19 protein-coding genes and 1 tRNA gene are annotated in these 19,316 nt (G+C 70.9%); 8 read left to right on the top strand and 12 right to left on the bottom strand.

Annotated elements, in window-relative coordinates; genetic code table 11:
* The first annotated feature begins 25 nt into the window (after positions 1 to 25).
* On the top strand, positions 26 to 151 hold the full coding sequence (locus ACIGJI_RS12630; protein WP_259954603.1) for a hypothetical protein: 126 nt from the start codon (positions 26 to 28) through the stop codon (positions 149 to 151).
* On the opposite strand, the gene ACIGJI_RS12625 is transcribed toward ACIGJI_RS12630, so the two are convergent.
* Positions 136 to 660, bottom strand: a complete 525-nt coding sequence (locus tag ACIGJI_RS12625; RefSeq protein ID WP_366243970.1) for a gluconokinase — start codon at positions 658 to 660, stop codon at positions 136 to 138. The genes ACIGJI_RS12630 and ACIGJI_RS12625 overlap by 16 nt on opposite strands.
* A gap of 17 nt (positions 661 to 677) precedes the next feature.
* Complete coding sequence (locus ACIGJI_RS12620; protein ID WP_363447028.1) at positions 678 to 1,736, bottom strand: D-2-hydroxyacid dehydrogenase; 1,059 nt, start codon at positions 1,734 to 1,736, stop codon at positions 678 to 680.
* Between the two features lie 164 nt (positions 1,737 to 1,900).
* Here ACIGJI_RS12620 and gndA point away from each other — a divergent pair, with 164 nt between their 5' ends.
* Positions 1,901 to 3,355 carry an NADP-dependent phosphogluconate dehydrogenase gene (gndA, locus tag ACIGJI_RS12615; protein WP_363447030.1) on the top strand — a complete coding sequence of 485 codons (1,455 nt, stop codon included), beginning with the start codon at positions 1,901 to 1,903 and terminating at the stop codon, positions 3,353 to 3,355.
* 51 nt (positions 3,356 to 3,406) lie between these two features.
* Here gndA and ACIGJI_RS12610 read toward each other — a convergent pair whose 3' ends face one another.
* The 3 genes from ACIGJI_RS12610 to ACIGJI_RS12600 form a co-directional block, all read right to left on the bottom strand.
* Positions 3,407 to 4,657 carry an FAD-binding oxidoreductase gene (locus tag ACIGJI_RS12610; protein WP_363447032.1) on the bottom strand — a complete coding sequence of 417 codons (1,251 nt, stop codon included), beginning with the start codon at positions 4,655 to 4,657 and terminating at the stop codon, positions 3,407 to 3,409.
* 76 nt (positions 4,658 to 4,733) lie between these two features.
* Positions 4,734 to 5,453, bottom strand: coding sequence for an ABC transporter ATP-binding protein (locus ACIGJI_RS12605; protein WP_396654779.1), 720 nt, complete (start codon positions 5,451 to 5,453; stop codon positions 4,734 to 4,736).
* A gap of 47 nt (positions 5,454 to 5,500) precedes the next feature.
* Complete coding sequence (locus tag ACIGJI_RS12600; protein ID WP_363447034.1) at positions 5,501 to 6,964, bottom strand: ABC transporter permease; 1,464 nt, start codon at positions 6,962 to 6,964, stop codon at positions 5,501 to 5,503.
* A gap of 164 nt (positions 6,965 to 7,128) precedes the next feature.
* On the opposite strand from ACIGJI_RS12600, the gene ACIGJI_RS12595 reads away from it, so the two are divergent.
* Entirely contained in the window at positions 7,129 to 7,857 is a 729-nt protein-coding gene (locus tag ACIGJI_RS12595; protein WP_136051691.1) for a response regulator transcription factor, read from the top strand.
* A gap of 26 nt (positions 7,858 to 7,883) precedes the next feature.
* Positions 7,884 to 9,371, top strand: coding sequence for a cell wall metabolism sensor histidine kinase WalK (locus ACIGJI_RS12590; protein WP_187661959.1), 1,488 nt, complete (start codon positions 7,884 to 7,886; stop codon positions 9,369 to 9,371).
* 438 nt (positions 9,372 to 9,809) lie between these two features.
* Here ACIGJI_RS12590 and ACIGJI_RS12585 read toward each other — a convergent pair whose 3' ends face one another.
* The 6 genes from ACIGJI_RS12585 to ACIGJI_RS12560 all read right to left on the bottom strand — a co-directional run bounded on the left by ACIGJI_RS12585 (position 9,810) and on the right by ACIGJI_RS12560 (position 15,404).
* Entirely contained in the window at positions 9,810 to 11,384 is a 1,575-nt protein-coding gene (locus ACIGJI_RS12585) for a flavodoxin reductase (protein WP_363447036.1), read from the bottom strand.
* A complete protein-coding gene (locus ACIGJI_RS12580; protein WP_363447038.1) occupies positions 11,381 to 12,274 on the bottom strand; it encodes an FAD:protein FMN transferase in 894 nt (297 codons plus the stop codon). The genes ACIGJI_RS12585 and ACIGJI_RS12580 overlap by 4 nt, the downstream gene beginning before the upstream one ends.
* A gap of 15 nt (positions 12,275 to 12,289) precedes the next feature.
* Positions 12,290 to 12,766: a hypothetical protein gene (locus ACIGJI_RS12575; protein WP_363447041.1), complete on the bottom strand. Its 477-nt coding sequence runs from the start codon at positions 12,764 to 12,766 to the stop codon at positions 12,290 to 12,292.
* A gap of 92 nt (positions 12,767 to 12,858) precedes the next feature.
* A complete protein-coding gene (locus ACIGJI_RS12570; protein ID WP_187661963.1) occupies positions 12,859 to 13,893 on the bottom strand; it encodes a ribose-phosphate diphosphokinase in 1,035 nt (344 codons plus the stop codon).
* Between the two features lie 7 nt (positions 13,894 to 13,900).
* Positions 13,901 to 15,331, bottom strand: coding sequence for a bifunctional UDP-N-acetylglucosamine diphosphorylase/glucosamine-1-phosphate N-acetyltransferase GlmU (gene glmU / locus ACIGJI_RS12565; RefSeq protein ID WP_315637954.1), 1,431 nt, complete (start codon positions 15,329 to 15,331; stop codon positions 13,901 to 13,903).
* Between the two features lies 1 nt (position 15,332).
* Positions 15,333 to 15,404: transfer RNA gene (locus tag ACIGJI_RS12560), tRNA-Gln, on the bottom strand.
* A gap of 123 nt (positions 15,405 to 15,527) precedes the next feature.
* Here ACIGJI_RS12560 and ACIGJI_RS12555 point away from each other — a divergent pair.
* Together ACIGJI_RS12555 and ACIGJI_RS12550 are read left to right on the top strand one after the other, a co-directional pair.
* Entirely contained in the window at positions 15,528 to 16,037 is a 510-nt protein-coding gene (locus tag ACIGJI_RS12555) for a GNAT family N-acetyltransferase (protein ID WP_363447043.1), read from the top strand.
* Positions 16,034 to 16,528: a MarR family winged helix-turn-helix transcriptional regulator gene (locus tag ACIGJI_RS12550; RefSeq protein ID WP_025105633.1), complete on the top strand. Its 495-nt coding sequence runs from the start codon at positions 16,034 to 16,036 to the stop codon at positions 16,526 to 16,528. Before ACIGJI_RS12555 ends, ACIGJI_RS12550 begins: the two co-directional genes overlap by 4 nt.
* Positions 16,529 to 16,764: 236 nt before the next feature.
* Here the strand turns inward: ACIGJI_RS12550 and ACIGJI_RS12545 are convergent, their stop codons facing one another.
* Positions 16,765 to 17,235, bottom strand: a complete 471-nt coding sequence (locus ACIGJI_RS12545; protein WP_187661966.1) for an Rrf2 family transcriptional regulator — start codon at positions 17,233 to 17,235, stop codon at positions 16,765 to 16,767.
* A 63-nt stretch (positions 17,236 to 17,298) separates the two neighbouring features.
* Between ACIGJI_RS12545 and ACIGJI_RS12540 the strand changes: the two genes are divergently transcribed.
* A complete protein-coding gene (locus ACIGJI_RS12540) occupies positions 17,299 to 18,048 on the top strand; it encodes an NAD(P)H-binding protein (RefSeq protein ID WP_363447046.1) in 750 nt (249 codons plus the stop codon).
* A gap of 344 nt (positions 18,049 to 18,392) precedes the next feature.
* Positions 18,393 to 19,316 carry a pseudouridine synthase gene (locus ACIGJI_RS12535; RefSeq protein ID WP_363447048.1) on the top strand — a complete coding sequence of 308 codons (924 nt, stop codon included), beginning with the start codon at positions 18,393 to 18,395 and terminating at the stop codon, positions 19,314 to 19,316.

Here is a 19,316-nt window from a genome sequence, read left to right as displayed (position 1 = left end):
CACTGCAGAAATTCGGAGTACCCCCATGCTCGACGGCGCCTTCCTCTCCCACGTCCTCCTCTGGCTGATCGGCGCCATGTCGGTGTGCGCGGCCGTCGCCACGGGTGCGGCTCTCTTCTCCCTCGGCCGCTCGGGCTACCGCAAGGACTGAGGCTCCCCCGGCGTTCCCGTCTCCGCGGCGAGCGCCTTCCGGATCGCCGCCACCTCCTGCACCAGCGGGAGCGCGGCATCGACCCGGACGCCGGGCTCGTCACCCGTCAGCGGTTCCCACGCGTCGAGCTGGGAATCGAGCAGCGAGGCCGGCATGAAGTGGTCGGGCCGTCCACCCAGTCGCCGGGCGAGCGTCTCCCGTGCCACGCCGAGCTCGACGAAGAAGGCGTCCGGCGCCTCCGCCCTGATGGCATCCCGGTAGCGCCACCGCAGCGCGGAACAGGCGACGACGATGTGCGTCTCGGCGGCGAGCGTCCGTCCGACCACCCGCAGCCAGGGCATCCGGTCCTCGTCATCGAGGGCGATCCCCGCTACCATCTTCTCGACGTTGGTCAGCGGATGCAGATCGTCACCGTCCACGAAGCGCGCTTCGAGGCTCTCCGCCAGCGCCGCACCGACCGTCGATTTCCCGGATCCGCTCGGCCCCATCACGACGATGCGCACGCTCATGCCTGCTGCATCCCGATTCAGTAGAACTCGACCGTGTCGACCACTGCGCGCAGCTCCCGACCGTCGAGCAGGCGGGTGGCGTTCTCGGCGAACCGCCGCGCGATGCGCTCCTCCTCCTTCGAGCTGAGCGCCGCCGTGTGCGGGCTGACGAGCACGCGCGGATGCGCCCACAACGGGGACTCGGCGGCCAGCGGCTCCTGCTCGAAGACATCCAGCCCGGCGAAGCCGACGCGGCCGTCGTCGAGGGCGGAGAGCAGCGCCGCCTCATCGACCACGCTCCCGCGCCCGACGTTGGTGAGGATGACCCCGGGCTTCACTGCCCGCAGAACCTCCTCGCCGATGAGGTGTCTGGTCTGCTCCGTGCCCGGAAGCGTGACGACGATCGCGTCGACCTCCCCCACCGCGTCCACGAGGTCGTCCAGCGCGATGAGGCGATCGACGCCCTCGACCGGACGACCGGAGCGACTGGTCCCCCACACCCGAGCGCCGAGAGCGTGGAAACGGCGGGCGCACTCCGCGCCGATGCCGCCGAGTCCCACCACGAGCACGGTCATCTCGTCGACCTGGCGCATCTCCCACCGCTCGGGCCAGATGCGCTGATCCTGATCGGTCCGCAGGCGCGGAAGGTCCTTCGCCCCGGCGAGCACCGCGAAGAGGGCGAACTCGGCGAGCGTGCCGCCGTGGACGCCGGCGCTGGTGGTGAAGACGATGCGGTCGAGATCGGCGCGGTCGAGTTCCGCGGCCTTGACCGTGCTGCCGCCGCCCGCCGCCGTGGTCATGACCCACCGCAGCCGCGGGTTCGCAGAGACCGTCCGCGCCAGTGCGTCGGGGTCGACGTCGGGGATGCCGAAGAGCACGTCGGCGGAGTCGACGAGGGCCTCGAACGCGCGCTGCTGCTCCGGCGTGCGGGTGAAGTCAGGGTCGCCCGACCAGTCGGCCGGACCGCGCATGGGAGGCACCAGCGCCGCGTCGTGGATGACCTCGAGCCGCGGCTCGAGCTCCTCGATGAGCCCGCACAGCTCCTCCGTCAACGGCACCGCGACGACGGCGCGGACCTTCTTCTCGGACTCCGTCACGACCGACTCCCTCCAGCTCCTGTGCTCCCTTCAGCGTAGAGGTCCGGAGCCTCCGGACCGCCCGACGTCGCGGACGATGACGGTGATGCGTCATCGGGTGCGCCTCCATCCGGCGCACAGCGATACGCTGAAGGCAACCCTTCTTCACGATCGAGGAGCCTTCCGTGCCCGAAGCATCAGCGAACATTGGAGTCGTCGGACTCGCCGTCATGGGGTCGAACCTCGCCCGCAACCTCGCGAGCCGCGAGGGCAACACCGTGGCGATCTTCAACCGCAGCTACGAGAAGACCCAGACCCTCCTCGACGAGCATCCCGAGGCGGGCTTCATCCCCGCGAAGACGTACCAGGAGTTCGCCGACTCGCTGCAGAAGCCGCGCACCGCGATCATCATGGTCAAGGCCGGAGCGCCGACCGACGCCGTGATCGACTCCCTCGTGGAGGTCTTCGAGCCGGGCGACATCATCGTCGACGGCGGCAACGCCTACTTCCCCGACACCATCCGCCGCGAGAAGGCGGTCCGCGAGACCGGCATCAACTTCGTCGGCGCGGGTATCTCCGGCGGCGAGGAGGGCGCCCTCACCGGCCCCTCGATCATGCCGGGCGGCTCGGACGAGTCCTGGATCACGCTCGGGCCGATCCTGAAGTCCATCGCCGCAGTCGCCGAGGGCGAGCCCTGCGTGACGCACGTCGGCCACGACGGCGCCGGCCACTTCGTCAAGATGGTGCACAACGGCATCGAGTACGCGGACATGCAGCTCATCGCCGAGGCCTACGACCTCATCCGTCGCGGCACCGGCAAGACCCCCGCAGAGATCGCCGAGATCTTCGCCGAGTGGAACCGCGGAGAGCTGGAGTCGTACCTCATCGAGATCACGGCCGAGGTGCTGCGCCAGGTCGACGCGGCGACCCGTAAGCCGCTGGTCGACGTCATCCTGGACCAGGCCGGCGCGAAGGGCACCGGCGCCTGGACGGTGCAGACCGCACTCTCGCTCGGCGTCCCGGTCTCGGGCATCGCCGAGGCGACGTTCGCCCGCTCGCTCTCCTCGCACCCCGAGCAGCGCGCGGTCGCAGCGGCGCTTCCCGGTCCGGACGAGGAGTTCACGGTCCCGGCCGACGAGGTCGACGCCTTCGTCGAGGACGTCCGCCTTGCGCTCTACGCCTCCAAGATCGTCGCGTACTCGCAGGGCTTCGACGAGATCCGTGCCGGCGCCGCCGAGTACGGCTGGAACATCGACCTCGGTGCGATCTCGAAGATCTGGCGCGGCGGCTGCATCATCCGTGCGCAGTTCCTGAACCGAATCGCCGACGCCTACGCGGAGACCCCCGACCTGCCCGTGCTGATGACGGCTCCGTACTTCGCCGAGGCACTCACCCGCGGCCAGGCGGCATGGCGTCGCGTGGTGGTCACGGCGGCGCAGTCCGGCATCCCGGCTCCGGCGTTCTCGTCGTCGCTGTCGTACTACGACGGCATCCGCGCCGACCGCCTCCCGGCTGCTCTCGTGCAGGGTCAGCGCGACTTCTTCGGCGCGCACACCTACAAGCGCATCGACAAGGAGGGCACCTTCCACACGCTGTGGTCGGGCGACCGCTCCGAGATCGAGGCCGAAGACACGCACTGACCTCGGGTCTGCGAAGGGCCGGGCACCGTACGGTGCTCGGCCCTTCGTGCGTCACACGAGGATGTTGTGGTTGCGGCGGAACACGTTCTGCGGGTCCCACTGCGCCTTCACCGCCCGCAGACGCGCGTAGCCGTCGCCGTCGTACATCCCGGACACCGCGTCCGGTCGCTCCCGGTCGACGAAGTTGCTGTACTCGGCGAGGCGGCCCGCGACGATCCGCTGCGCGTCGGCGGCGGCCTTCGCCCGCCCCTCCTCGTCGAGCATCCCCGCGACATCGAAGGCACCGGCCATGACGAACCAGGTCGCGGTGCGCGCCGGGAAGGCCGTCTCCTCCTGCGGAACGTCGCCGAACGCCCCGCCGAGGGACCGGAGGAAGACGACCGAGGCGGGGTACTCCCGCCGATAGGCCACCAGCCGATCGATCGTCTCGTCGTCGAGGTCGGCGACGAGACCGTTCCCGCCGAGGAACCCGGGAGGGGCGGGAGCCTCGCCGCCCTCGGGCTGCGGCATCTCCATCAGGATTTCCCGATAGGCGGGTTCGGTGATCTCCGTCGTGACACCGTCGAGGGCGGTGATCGGCGCGAGCTCCACGCGCAGCGCCTCCGGGTCGGGCCCGGCCCACACGGCGGTCAGCCGGGCACCGGCCGGAGCGCTCGGGTCCATGGGCGGCACGTCCATGTACGTGACGGTCAGCTCGCGCGGGGCGTCGCGGAGGAGTTCACGCGCGGCCCGGAGCACGGCCGTCGCGTCGCCCTCGACGACGGACTCGGCCAGCGCGATCCCCGGCAGGCGATGCGCTTCGAAGTCGAAACGGGTGACGATGCCGAAGTTGCCGCCACCGCCGCGCAGCGCCCAGAACAGGTCGGGATGCTGCGTGGCCGAGACCTCCACCACGTCTCCGCTCGCGGTGACGACTTGGGCGCCGACGAGCTGATCGACGGCGAGACCCCAGGCGCGCACCATCCAGCCGATGCCGCCGCCGAGGGTGAGACCGCCGACGCCGACGCTGGCCGTGTCGCCGGAGCTCAGGGCGAGGCCGTGGCCGGCGAGAGTCTTCGCGACGTCGCCCCACACGGCACCGCCGCCGATGCGCACGGCGGTGCCGTCGACCTCGATCGAGGAGAGCGCCCCGAGTTCGAGGCGCAGACCGGGAGCGGGGGCGTGGGACCAGGGCCCGTGGCCGCCGGAGACGACGGTCAGGGGGACCGCCTCCTGCGCGGCGGCGCGGACGAGCGCGGCGACCTCGGAGACGGTGGAGGGACGGTGGACGGTGGGCTGTGCGGATTCGACGTGGTCGACCATGAGCACACGGTAGACCCGGGGTCGGACATCGCGGAAGAGGGGCGGCTCGCCGTCCGCCCCTCCCCCGCGCCGCCGACTACCGGGTGATGTCCCTCACCGTCCCCTGCGTCAGACGCAGCCGTTTCGTCGCCCGCCGCGCCACCGCGGAGTCGTGCGTGACCACGACCATGGTGATGCCCTCCGCGCACAGCCGTTCGAGGAGGTCGAGGATCTCGTCGCGCATGCTCTCGTCGAGGTTGCCCGTCGGCTCGTCCGCGAGCAGCACTCGGGGGCGTTTGACGATCGCCCGCGCGATCGCGACACGCTGCTGCTGCCCGCCGGACAACTCTGCGGGACGATGGTCTCCGCGGTCCGCCAGGCCGACGTGGGCGAGAGCGGCGGCGACCCGCGTGCGTCGTTCCGCCCGGTCGATGCCGAGCGGCTCCAGGGCCATGTCGACGTTCTCCACCGCCGTCAGCGTCGGGATCAGGTTGAACCCCTGGAAGACGAATCCGATCTCCTGCGCGCGGATCCGTCCCAGCTCCGACGGCGACGCCGACGACAGTTCACGGCCGTCCAGCTGCAACGTCCCGGCAGTCGGGGTGTCGAGCGCCCCCAGCAGCTGCAGCAGCGTCGACTTGCCTCCTCCGGTCGGCCCCTGGATCGTGACGAAGGCGCCGGGCATGATCTCCAGGTCGACGCCGGTGAGCGCGGTCACCGTCCGTCCCCGCCGCGTATAGGTGCGCGTGACACCCGTCGCCCGGTACAGCGGGGTCGCCGCCGACGAGGCCGGAACGCGGGCCTCGGAATCCGTCATCGTGGTCATCTCGGTCTCCTTCTCTCCTGTGTGGTTCGCGACGCCGCTCATGCGACGGACCGCAGGGCCTCGGCCGGGCTCAGCCGCGCGGCCCGCCAGCCTCCGAAGGCGCCGGCGACGAGCCCGCCCAGCACCGCGAGGCCCACGGCGGCGACGAGCACCCAGGGGGTCAGCGGTGCCTGCAGCACGATGTCGGCCGTCTCTGCGCCCGGGGCCATGCCGCCGGGGCCGCCGAAGCCGCCTCCTCCCTCCGGGCCTCCGCCGACGGCCGTGGAGCCGGCGGCCACGGTCGGCTGCACGACGGTGATGATCAGGATCCCGGCGAGGCCGAGCACGAGACCTGCCGCTCCTCCGAGGAGTCCCTGCACCATCGACTCCCCGGCGACCTGACGCACGACGCGGCCGTTCGACCACCCCATCGCCTTCAGGGTGCCGAACTCGCGGGTGCGACGGCCGACGCCGGAGAGGGTGAGGAGCACCGAGAGCAGCACGGCGACGGCGAGGACGATGATCGACAGCCAGGTGCCGAGATTCGTGACGAGCGCCGTCGCGTTCGAGAGCGAGCCGGAGACAGTCGCGGCGAGCTCGGACTGCGAGGAGACGGTGGCGTCGGGAAGCTCCTCCGCCAGGGCCGTCTGCACCTCGTCGAGGGACGACGCCGAATCCGCCTGCACGTACACCGTGGAGATCACGTCCTCCACGCCGGCCAGCTCCTGCGCGGTGTCGAGCGGGAGGTAGACGTCCGCCGCGGTGTCTGCGGCATCCGACGCCGAGGTGAGGAGGCCGACGACCTCGACGTCGGAGCCGGCGATGTCCAGGGTGTCGCCGACGGCGATGTCCTCGCTCGCGGCGTACGTGCTGTCCACCAGAGCGACGAGCGCTCCGCTGTCGTCGGCGTCCAGCCCACGCCCCTCGCCGATCTCGGCGGAGGCCAGCGGGCCGAGCTCCGTCGCGGACGGGTCGATGCCGAGGACGGTGAACGAGTCGATGCCGAACGCACCGCCCCCGCCACCGCCGCCACCCTGCGGGGGCGCCTGGCCCTCCATGGGCGCCTCGCCGCCCTCCGCGCCGTCCTGCCCGCCGAAGCCGCCGCTCGGCAGCTCACCGGAGAATGTCGAGTTCGTCAGGCTCAGCGCACCGGTCGCGGCGGCGACGCCGTCGGTACCGGCCACCGTGTCCAGCACCGCGGCCTCGAGCGTCGTCCGGCCGAAGTCCGTGCGCAGGGTCGACTGCTCCAGGGTCGTGGTCTCGCCGTCGCTCTCCCCCGCGTCCTCGTCGAACTCGAACCGCGGTCCCGTCCCGTCGCCCGGTTCCGCGGCGGCGCCGGTGACGGTGAGATCCGTCCCCACTCCGTAGACCGCTGCCAGCGACTGGGTCTGGGCGTCGCGCACACCGGTCGTCAGGGCGTTCACCACGATCACCAGTCCGATCGCGATCGCGAGCCCGGTGGCCACGATCGCCGTCTGCTTCTTGCGGCCCGCGAGTTCGCGCCGCAGATATCGTCCGTACATGTCTCTCCTCCCGCCGCGACGATCGCGGCGCGGAACCGACGCTAGGGACGACCGTTATGCGGATCCGAGGGACGGATGATGAGGGTTCTATGAGGCGGACATCTCCCAGAGAACCCATAGCCCGTTCCATAGAAATCACATAGGAAGTTCCGCAGAATAGACGCATGACCAGCGACCTGCCCGAACTGCGCCGCCCCGACGGCTCCCCTCTGCGCATCCTCGCCGTGGACGACGAGCAGATGCTCACCGATCTGCTCGCCATGGCCCTGCGCATGGAGGGCTGGGAGGTGCGCACCGCGTCCTCCGGCCTCGAGGCGCTCCAGGTCGCGAAGGAGTTCGAGCCGGACGCCCTCGTGCTCGACATCATGATGCCCGACCTCGACGGGATGGCCGTGCTCAAGCGGCTCCGCGAAGCGGGCAACCTCGTCCCCGTCCTCTTCCTGACGGCGAAGGACGCCGTGGGCGACCGCGTCGCCGGGCTCACCGCCGGGGGCGACGACTATGTGACCAAGCCGTTCAGCCTGGAGGAGGTGATCGCCCGGCTCCGCGCGATCATCCGGCGCACCGGACACGCCAGCGCCGACGACGGGCAGTCGATCCTCCGGGTCGCCGATCTCACGCTCAACGAGGACAGCCACGAGGTCGTCCGGGACGGCGTGGAGATCGAGCTGACCGCGACCGAGTTCGAGCTGCTGCGGTACCTCATGCGCAACGAGCGCCGGGTGCTGTCCAAGGCGCAGATCCTGGACCGCGTCTGGAGCTACGACTTCGGCGGCAAGTCCTCGGTCGTGGAGCTCTACATCTCCTACCTCCGGAAGAAGATCGACGCCGGCCGCACGCCCCTCCTGCACACCGTGCGCGGCGTCGGCTACATGATCAAGGCCCCGCAGTGAGCGGAGCGACGGTGGCGCGACGGCCCATGAGTCTGCAGACGCGGCTGATGACCGCGGTGATCGGGTTCGTGTCGCTGATCCTCGTCATCGTCGCCGTCATCACCAGCGCCACCCTCGGCAGCACGCTGGAGGACCAGCTCGACAACAAGGTGAAGAGCTACGCCGCGACGATCAGGGATCGGATCGTGGAGGGGATCGCGCCGTCCGAGGCCACCGTCGACAACATCCTGTATCGCCTGGACCCCATGCCCGGGTTGCTGCTGTCGCTCGGCAGCCCCATCGCGGGACCGAGCGGCGTCGCCTTCGAGGACAGCCGCGGGGCGCTGAACAGCGCGCCGCAGCCACTCACCCCCGATCAGCTGCAGCAGCTCTACGGCACGGTCGCACTCGGCACCCCTGCCACGGTCTCCTTCGACGGCCTCGGCTCGTATCGGGTCGTCGCGACCACCGCGAGCAACGGCGTCGTCGTCGTCACCGGGCTCCCCCGCGACGACGTCCAGAATCAGCTCACGCAGCTCCTCACCGTGATCCTGCTGGCCACGGCGGGCGGCCTGATCCTCCTCGCCCTCACCACGGCGGTCACGATCCGCGTGGGGCTGCGGCCGCTGCGCGCGGTCGCGGCGACCGCGACGAGGGTCGCCAATCAGCAGCTCGACCGCGGCGAGGTCAGCATCACCGAGCGCGTGCCAGCGAGCGAGGCCGATCCGCGGACGGAGACCGGGCTCGTCGGCGCCGCGCTCAACAAGCTGCTCGACCACGTGGACACGTCCCTCTCGGCGCGGCAGAAGAACGAGGAGCAGATGCGCCGGTTCGTCGCCGACGCGAGCCATGAGCTGCGTACGCCTCTGGCCTCGATCCGCGGCTACTCGGAGCTCTCGTTGCGGGCACTGCGTCAGGCACCGGAGGCGACGAAGGAAGACGCAGTCATCGAGGGCACGACCTCCTCCTTGGAGCGCATCCAGGCGCAGTCGCTGCGGATGACACGGCTCGTGGAGGACCTCCTGCTCCTCGCCCGTCTCGACGAGGGACGCGAACTCGTGTACGGCACGGTCGACCTCGCCCAGCTCGCCCTCGAAGGCCTCTCGGATGCGCGGCCGACGGCGGCCGACCACCACTGGAACATCGAGGTGCCGGACGAGCCGGTGACCGTCGTCGGTGATGCAGGGCGCCTGCATCAGGTCGTCGCGAACCTGCTCGCCAACGCCCGGACGCACACCCCCGCGGGGACCACGGTGACGTTGAGCGTGGCTCGGGAGGGCGACGAGGCCGTGCTGCGCGTGCACGACGACGGCCCGGGGATCGATCCCGCCCTCCGCGACGAGCTCTTCGCCCGGTTCGCCCGCGGGGACAGCTCCCGCGCCCGGCAGACCGGCGGCACCGGACTCGGTCTCGCGATCGTCAAGGCCATCGTGGAGGGTCATCACGGCCGGATCTCGGTCGAGAGCGAGCCCGGCGACACGACCTTCACGGTCCGTATCCCGATGACTCCTCCCGGCGAGACCCCGCCCGACTGACCCGGGGGTTCCGACTTCTGTCGCGCCCACCTGCACGACCCGACCCCGTCCGCACGACCGATCCGTCCATCCCCTCGTGCAGGCGTGGTCAGGTCCTGCGGGTGTCCCCCGGCCGGTGTCCGAGGTCGAGCCGAGCCCGTGCTCACCCGCACGACCCTGTCCCGTCCGCACGACCGATCCGTCCGTCCGCTCGTGCAGGCGCCACCGGGTCGTGCAGGCGTCGTCCGCTGGTGTCCGAGGCCGAACGACCCATGCGCGCGCACGACCCGACCCCGCCCGCACGACCGATCCGCCCATCCCGGTTCTGTCGTGGCCGGGCCGCCTGCACGATCCGGGGGCGCTATGCACGACGAGACCGGGGATTCCGTCGTGCGGGTGTCGCTGGGTCGTGCAGGTGTCGCAACGTCCCCAGGCCGAGGGAAGGGAAGACGATCCGGGTCAGTAGCCGGCGAAGGCGTCCGTGGTGAGGGAACGGGCCTTCTGCAGCGCCGGCGCGAGGTCGGCGATGAGTCGCGGCGGGCCGGAGATGAACGCGTGCCGCGCCGAGAGGTCGTCCACCGCGCTCTCCAGGGTCTCCGCGTCCAGGCGTGCCCCCTGCCCCCACGTCCAGTGCGGAGGAAGGTCGGCCGGGTCGTCGCGGGTGAACACGACCGTGCGCACACCCGTCGCGGCCAGCTCGTCCCGGAAGGCGAGCTCCTCCGCCGAGGACGCCACATAGACGAGAACGATGTCACGCCGCTGCCCCGTCGCCTGGAGCTGCCGAAGCTGCGAGACGAACGGTGTCACACCGATGCCGGCCGCCACCATGAGTACCGGTTGCTCGCCACGCGGCAGGATGAAATCGCCCCAGGTGCCCGTCACCGCGAAGGTCGCGCCGGGCGCGGCCGCCGCGAGAGCGCGCTTGTAGCTCGACGGATGCTGCTGGTCGCCGTTCTTGTAGGCGATGCGGAGTGTCGGGAGGTCGGCGGGGGCGGACACGATGCTGAACTCGCGGCGCGTCCCCCGCGCGTCAGGGCGCCGATGCGGGACATCGAGCTCGAGGTACTGCCCGGGCAGGAACCGCACGCGGCCCTTCGCCCGGAACGTGAGCTCCTGCGCGGTCGGCGTCACGAGGGCGCGGCGCTCGAGGACGAGGCGCACCGAACCGCGGAGGGCGAACGCGAAGGCCACGAGGTTGCCGATGAGCAGGGCGCGCTCTTGACCGAGCGTGAACAGGCCCCCCACCGAGATCGGCCACCCCGCGAGGAGCCCGACCACGACGGCGACGACGAGCTGCTGACGACGCCGCGGCGGCAGCGTCAACGGCTCCGACAGCATGAAGGCGCCGAGGAAGAGGAACGGTGACTGGAGCACTGCGAACGACAGTGCCGTGACGACGTCGAAGGAGATGTCGAACTGCCCGGCCTGCACCGCCTGCCGCACGATCGAGGTGGCCACGGCGACGACGAGGAACAGGAGGACGACGCCGACCTTCTCCGTGCGCCACAGCACGGCCAGCCCGAGGAGGACGACAGGGATCACGAGAACCGGTGTGCCGACCCACCACGAGGACGAGGTGCCGAGCCAGCTGAACGCGCCGAACGCTCCGAGGATCGACACCACCGCGGCGCCGAACGCGGCCGGATTGAAGATGTGCCGTCCCCGCCAGGCGATGAGGTACTTGGACGCGCTCGCCACCGCGCCGGCGATCGCGAGGCCGAGCAGGGCCGACGGCTCGATGCCAGGACGCAGCACGAACAAGAGGATGAGGGCGGTGACGAGGGACGACTCGACGCGCCACGGAAGGCGAAGCAGGCGCTGGGCGACCGCGTCCACGGCGGAGATCGCCACCGCCAGCACCGCGAAGGAGGCCAGCAGCTCGACCGGGGTCGGAGAGACGATCACCCCGAGCAGGGAGAGCACGAGGGCGATGAGCGCGAGTGCCGTCAGCGCGAACAGCACGAGGCGGTACATCGACAGCGCGCCGAGGACGGCGAGGACGCGCTGGCGGGCGGCGGCGAAGGCAGTGGTCATGGTGTCGTGTCTCCCACGGTTCCGGCGGCTCGCGCAGGAGCTGCGGTGAAGAGCTCGGCCTGGCAGCCCGGCGAGCGCTGCACACGGCCGTCGGTGGTCATGCGCACCCATTCGACGCCCCAGCGGGTGGCCAGCTCCGGGCCGCCGTCGAAGAACAGCGCGGTGGCCACGGCATCTGCCCTCATCGCCTCCGGGGCCAGTGCCCACGTCGCCGCCCAGGTGCGGACGGGCTGTCCTGTCCGCGCATCGAGCACGTGGTGGAGGCCCTCGCCCCAGGCCCTTCGGTTGACGGCCGATGCGCACAACGCTCCGTCAGCGACCTCGACGACGCCGATCGCCTTCCGCGGATCGAACGGGTGCTCAAGCGCGATGCGCACGCCGGCACCCCGCACGCGGATGTCCCCACCGGCATCCACGACAACATCACCGGGGATGTCGGCCAGCACCGCCATCACGCGGTCGACGAGACGTCCCTTGCCGAGGGCGCCCACGTCGAGGAGGGCGGGATCGTGCGCCTCGACCGTGTCCGCCGACCAGGTCAGCAGGGATGTCCAGGACGCGGGAGCGGGGCGAGGATCCCCGGCCCGCAGCGAGTACGCGGCGTCATAGCCCAGGGCCTCCAGGCTGTCGGCGACCAGGGGGTTCACGGCACCGGCCGTGGCGGCGTCGAGATCGCGATAGGCGTCGAGCATCGGCCCCGCGTCCGGCGAGGACAGCGAGCCGCCCGACCGTCCGAGCCGGGCCACATCGGAGTCGTCGCGGAACCGGGACCAGGCGCGATCGAACCGCTCGATCTCCACTGTCACGGCCGCGCGGACGTCATCCGTGAGCGGGGCGCCGGTCTCGATCTCCCACCCGGTGCCGATCGCCTCGAATCGCCACTCCCCCATGAGGACGCCTCGCGCCTAGGCGGCGGCCTGCTCCTTGATGGAGGCCACGGCGTCGTTGAAGCCGCCGCTCGTGAGCGACGACCCGGCGACGCGGCTGACATTCAGCTCGTCGATCGGCTTCCCCACGACCTCATCGGCGATCCCGTCGATGAACTCGCCCTGGTACCGCTCGGTCTCCGGAGCCTTCGGGTCGCCCGACACCTCGACCTCCATCACGACGCCGTCGGCGAGCGTGAGCGTGACGGTGATCTCCTCCACCGTCTCCGGGGTCTGGTACGAGCCGTCGGCGGTGTACGTGCCGTCGGTGTAGGTGCCGGAGGCGTCACCCCCGCTCGACGAGGACGAGGAGCTCGACCCCGCGGTCTCGTCAGTGCCGGTCGAGCTGTCTGCGGCGTCGCCGGTCGACGAGCATCCGGCGAGGACGAACAGCCCTGCGACCCCGAGGAGGGCAGTGCCGGTGCGGACAGAGGTGGGAACGGTCGTGCGGATCATGGGGTCCTCCGTGGTCGGCGTCGGTCGACTCTTCCGTCGATGACTCGACCGTAAGCAGCCCGGCTATGCACGGGCTGTGCCGTCCCGATGCGTTACGCGTCCCCGCCGAACATGCTTGTGACGGAGCCGTCCTCGAAGACCTCGTGGATCGCGCGGGCCAGCAGCGGCGCGATCGGCAGCACGGTCAGCGTCTCCCAGCGGCGCGATTCCGAGAGCGGGATGGTGTCCGTGACGACGACCTCGTCGATGGCCGCGTCCTGCAGCCGCTCGGACGCCGGGTCGCTGAAGATCGCGTGGGTCGCCGCGACGATCACGCGGTGCGCGCCGTTCGCCTTGAGCGCCTGCGCCGCCTTGACGATCGTGCCGCCGGTGTCGATCATGTCGTCGACGAGGAGGCAGGTGCGCCCCTCGACGGTGCCGACGATCTCGTGCACCGAGACCTGGTTGGCGACCTTCGGGTCGCGGCGCTTGTGGATGATCGCGAGCGGCGCCCCGAGGCTGTCCGACCAGGTGTCGGCCACGCGGACGCGTCCCATGTCCGGGGACACCACCGTGAGGATCTCGCGGTCCTCCGGGGTGAGTGTGCGCTCGAAGTGGTCCAGGAGCACCGGCTTGGCGAAGAGGTGGTCGACGGGGCCGTCGAAGAAGCCCTGGATCTGGGCGGCGTGCAGGTCGACGCTCATGACGCGGTCGGCGCCGGCCGTCTTGAGCAGATCGGCGACGAGGCGGGCGCTGATGGGCTCGCGGCCGCGGCCCTTCTTGTCCTGACGCGAATACGGATAGTAGGGGGCGACGACGGTGATCCGCTTGGCCGAGGCGCGCTTGGCGGCGTCGATCATGATGAGCGTCTCCATGAGCCACTCGTTGACCGGCTCGCCGAACGTCTGCACGAGGAAGAGGTCGCAGCCGCGGATCGAGACCTCGAAGCGGGCGTAGATCTCGCCGGAGGCGAAGGTGCGGTGCTCGACCGGAGCGATCTCGGTGCCGAGCGAGGCGGCGACGGCCGCGGTCAGCTCGGGATGCGATCGACCACCCGCGATGACCAGACGCTTCTTCGTCTTGGCGACGAGGCCGGGGGCCACGCCGTTGTCGCGATCCAGGTCGACCGTCTTCTTCTTCCGGGCCATGCTCCGCCTATTCCGCCGAATTCTCCCGGGCCGCGGCATCCGCCGCGCCCGTCCCTGCTCTGTTCTTCTCGACCCACCCCTCGATGTTGCGCTGGGGGGCCACGCTCATGGCCAGAGCACCGGCCGGGACGTCCTTGCGGACGACGGCGCCGGCGCCGGTCTTCGCACCAGGACCAAGCCTAACGGGCGCGACCAGCACCGTGTGCGAGCCCGTGTGCACCTCGTCGCCGATCTCCGTGCGGTGCTTGTTGACGTCGTCGTAGTTGGCGGTGATGGTGCTCGCCCCGAGGTTCACCCCGCGGCCGATGGTCGCATCACCGACGTACGACAGGTGCGGGACCTTGCTGCCCTCGCCGATCTCGGCGTTCTTCGTCTCGACGTAGGCGCCGATCTTGCCCTTCGGGCCGAGCACGGTACCGGCGCGGAGGTACGAGAACGGGCCGACGGTCGCCTCGGCACCGATCACGGCCAGGGTCGCGTCGGTGCGGCGGACGACCGCGTCCTCCCCCACCTCGCAGTCGACGAGCGTGGTGTCCGGGCCGATCGTCGCTCCCGCGGCGATCGTCGTCGCGCGCAGGATCTGCGTGTTCGGGAGCACGGTGACGTCCGGGGCGAGCGTGGCGTCGTCGTCGATCCAGGTCGTGGCCGGGTCGACGATCGTGACGCCCTCGAGCTGCCAGCGGCGCACGATGCGGGCGTTCAGGCGCCGACCGACCTCGGCGAGCTGGGCGCGGTCGTTGACCCCGAACGTGACCTCGACGTCCGAGACGATCGAGGCGGCGACCCGGTCGCCGTCCCGGCGCACGAGGCCGGGCACATCCGTGAGGTACATCTCGCCCTGCGCGTTGTCGACACCGAGCCGGGGCAGGTAGCTGCGCAGCGTGGCGGCACGGAAGACGTACATGCCGGCGTTGATCTCGCTGACGGCGGCCTCCTCCTCCGTCGCGTCCTTCTGCTCGACGATGCGGTCGACGCCGCCGTCCGCGTCGCGGATGACCCGCCCGTAGCCGGTGGGGTCATCGACGAGGGCGGTCATGAGGGTCGCCGGCGCTCCGGAGGCGCGGTGCTCGGCGAGGAAGGCGGACAGCGTGTCCGCATCTGCCAGCGGGCAGTCGCCGGACAGGACGAGGACGTCGCCGTCAAAATCGGCGGGAAGGGCATCCACCGCCACTTGGACCGCGCGCCCCGTGCCGGGAACCTCGTCCTGATCGACGAAGATCGCCTCCGGATAGTCGTCATGCAGCGCGGACACGACCTGATCACGCTCGTGCCGCACGACCACCTCGATGTGCGCCGGGTGCAGGCGGGTCGCGGTCGTCAGCACGTGTCCGACGAGCGGACGCCCGCCGATCCGGTGCAGCACCTTCGGCAGGCGCGACTTCATGCGCGTGCCTTGGCCTGCGGCGAGGACGACGACGGCGAGGTTGTTCTCAGTCATGCTCCGCCGCCAGGACTCGAACCTAGACCTCACAGCTCCAAAGGCTGTCGTGCTGCCATTACACCACGGCGGACCGCGGCACCCCCGGGGCACCGCCCGATAAGTCTGCCACGTCCCGGTGTCCGTTCCTGTGTGTGCGACCCGCGTCGCACCGGCCCGTCATCCGCCCGAAACACCGCTCTGCGATGCTGGGGCGATGACCATCGTGATCGAGCGCGTCACCGTCGCCACCCCCGAGATCGCGGCCTTCATCGCCGCTCACCATGCGGAGATGGACGGCACCGCTCCGCCGGAGAGCCAGCATGCGCTCCCGCTCGACCGGCTCCTCACTCCGCGCGTCCGGTTTTTCACGGGGATCGTCGACGGACGGATCGCCGCGACCGGTGCGCTGGCCGTGGTGGCCGACGGACACGAGGAGCTGAAGTCGATGCGCACCGACCCGGCGTTCCGCGGGCGCGGGTTCGGGCGCACGATGCTCGGCCACCTCCTCGACGACGCGGCCGCGCGAGGCATCGGTCGCCTCTCGCTGGAGACCGGCAAGGACCCCTTCTTCGCTCCCGCCCTGGCCATGTATACCGCCGCCGGGTTTCGGGAGGGCGCGCCGTTCGGCTCGTACCTGCCCGATCCGCACAGCGCGTTCCTCACGATGCTGCTCCCCACGTCATCCGCGGCCACGACGCCGCCGCACGCGATAATGAACGGATGAGCGAGGCGGATGAGGTCGATCGGATCGTCGGTGCGTGGAACACGCAGCGCCCCGACCTCGACTTCTCCCCGCTCGAGGTGCTGTCCCGCATGGATCGCCTCTCGCGGCACCTCGACCGTGCACGCCGCGAGGTGTTCCGTCGGAGCGACCTCGAGCCGTGGGAGTGGGATGTGCTGTCGGCGCTGCGCCGGGCGGGTTCGCCGTTCCAGCTCTCGCCCAAGCAGCTGCTGCAGCAGACTCTCGTGTCGAGCGGCACCATGACCAACCGCATCGACCGTCTCGTCGGCCGTCGCTTCGTGCGCCGCGAGGCCGACCCGGCGGATGGCCGCAGCGTGCTCGTGACCCTGACTGACGACGGCCGGGTCCGCGTGGACGCCGCGATCACCCGGCTCGTGGACGCCGAGGCCGACCTGCTGCGCGCCCTCTCCCGCGCCGACCGTGACCGGCTGGCCGCCCTGCTGCGGAAACTGAGCCTCAGCTTCGACACCTGACCCGATCCTGGAGTGGTTCGGTTCGGCCTGTTCCGTCCGTTCCGTCCGACCCGTCCGGTCTGTTCCGCCTGCACGATCCGTGCACGGCTGCCCGGGAGAAGTGGTCACCTGGTCGTGCATCCGGACCCGGGTCGTGCAGACGTCGCAGGACCGATCCGACACGGGTCGTGCATCCGGACCCGGATCGTGCAGACGTCGCAGGACACGACCCGGCACGGATCGTGCGAACGGGTAGGTCAGGGACCGAGGAGGAGGCGCCGGTTCTTGGCCGGGACGGTGTCCGGGAGCGTGGCGACGACCTCGGCGATCGACACTGCCTTCAGCGAAGCCCGCCAGGCGTCGTGGGCGCGGCGCATCACGACGGCGAGTCCGCACGGCGCGGTGCAGTCCTCCGGGCGGGCGGCGCCCCTCCCCTGCTGACGGAGTTCGCGGCAGATGTAGGGGTCGGCGGCGCCGTCCACCGCGGAGACGAGATCGAGGATGCTGATGCTCTCGGGCTCCCTGGCCAGACGGAAACCACCGCGGGGTCCCGTGCTGCCTGTGAGGATTCCGGCGCGGACGAGCTTGGCGAGCTGCTTCGACAGATACGGCCCCGGCACCCCGAAATGCTCGGCGAGCTGGGCTCCGGACACCGTCGACCCCGCGGGGAGCTGGGCGATCACCGCGACGGTGTGCAGCACCCATTCGGAGGTCTCGGGAAGTTTCACTTGCCCATCGTATCCAGGCCGCCCTATTGTGGACACACAATATCCATGATTGAAGGAGTGGGCATGCGCATCGCGGTCGCAGGGGGAACGGGGCGGATCGGGCGACTGGTCGTCGAAGAGGCTCGGCGTCGGGGGCACGATCCGCTGTCGCTCAGCCGCAGCGAGGGCGTCGATCTGACCACGGGCGAAGGCCTCCCCGCCCTGCTGCGCGGGGTGGATGCGGTCGTCGATGCGACGAATCCCCCGGTATCCGACGTCGCCGAGGCCGAGCGGGTGTTCACCACGCTCAGCCGCACGCTGCTCACCGCCGAGGGCGAGGCGGGGGTCGGCCACCACGTGGCCCTCTCGATCGCGGCGCTCGATCGGGTGCGCGGCAATCCGCATTACGCGGGTAAGCGCGCCCAGGAGCGTGAGGTCACGCGCGGCGCGGTGCCTTTCACCATCGTGCGGGCGACGCAGTTCCACGACTTCCCCGCGATGATCGCCGAGTGGAGCATCGAGGACGGTGAAGGCATCGTACCCCCTCTGCTGCTGCAGCCCATCGCGCCCGCAGACGTGGCCGTCGCGCTCGTGGATGCGGCGGAGTCGCCGGCCCTCGGCGGCTCGTTCGACATCGCCGGACCCCGCACGGAGGACGCCGTCGACATGGCGCGCCGCACCCTCGCCGCGTGGGGGCGTGAGCTTCCGCTGCGCGCCGCGTGGAAGGGTGCCGCGCTCGGCGTCGAGTTCGCGGGTGAGGTGCTGCTTCCCGGCGACGACGCGCGGACGGCGCCGACGACCTTCGACGACTGGCTGTCCACCGAAACCCGCTGACACCCCGACCGGTTCCGGGGCTCCGTCGCCGGTCCCCTCGCTCCGGATGCACGACCAGGGTCCGATCGTGGGACGAAAACCCCGGAACGGTCGTGCAGGCGCGACCGGATCGTGCAACCGAGGCGGACAGCGACCCTGTCTCCGGTCGGGTCCCCACCACTCCGGATGCACGACCGAGGTCCGGACGTGGGACGAAAACCCCGGAACGGTCGTGCAGGCGCAACGGGATCGTGCAACCGAGGCGGGATGAGTGGCGGCCGCGGCCCACGGACTCTGCCCGGCCGGTCGCCTAGGCTGGAAGCACCCGGTCGCGGCCCCGCGACCCCTGCTCCGAAGGCCGAGACATGGGCATGCCCTCCCCGCTTCCCGTGCGCGACGGGGTCGGCGCGACCCGGCTGCACGTGCCGATGACGGGTGCATGGCCCACCGTCGCCGCCTACATGGTCGAGCGGTTCTTCCACCTGGATCCGGAGCGGCTGCTCGTGCGCTTCGACCGCGGGGAGATCGTCGCGCGCGACGGCCGGCCGCTCTCCCGGGACACGCCTCTCGGCGCCGAGGAGTTCGTCTGGTACTACCGGGAGCCTCCGACCGAGAAGGAGATCCCGTTCGCCGAGGAGATCCTGCACCAGGACGAGCACCTGGTGGTGGTGGACAAGCCGCACTTCCTCCCCACCACGCCGGGCGGCAAGTACCTGCAGAACTCCGCCCTCGTCCGGCTGCGCAACCGTCTCGGCAACCCGGATCTCACGCCCATCCACCGCCTCGACCGGGCCACGGCGGGGCTGCTGATGTTCTCCGCCCGCCCTGCAACCCGCGGCGCCTACCAACTGCTCTTCGAGGACCGCCGCGTGGAGAAGGTCTACGAGGCCGTCTCCGCGCGCCCGGCAGACTGGGATCCGTCGCGATTCCCGCTCGTCTACCGCAACCGCATCGAGAAGCTCCGCGGTCAGGTGTGCGTGCAGGTGGATGAGGACGGCGAGCCGAACTCCGAGACGCTCATCGAGGTCATCGCCGCCGACGACCGCGTCGTGCACACGCTTCTCCGTCCGCACAGCGGGAAGATGCACCAGCTCCGCGTACACCTCGCCGCGCTCGGCCTCGGCATCCTCCATGACGGCTTCTACCCCGTGCTGCAGCCGGAGCGTCCGGACGACTTCAGCCGCCCGCTCCAGCTCCTCGCACGCGAGCTCCGGTTCACCGATCCGCTGAGCGGGCAGGAGCGCACGTTCACCACGCGCCGGAGCCTGCAGGAGGCCCCGGCACGCTGA

The organism is Microbacterium sp. NPDC064978, from assembly GCF_044543605.1.
In the GTDB taxonomy this organism is placed as follows: Bacteria; Actinomycetota; Actinomycetes; order Actinomycetales; family Microbacteriaceae; genus Microbacterium; species Microbacterium meiriae.
This window is presented reverse-complemented; position numbering and strand designations above follow the sequence as displayed.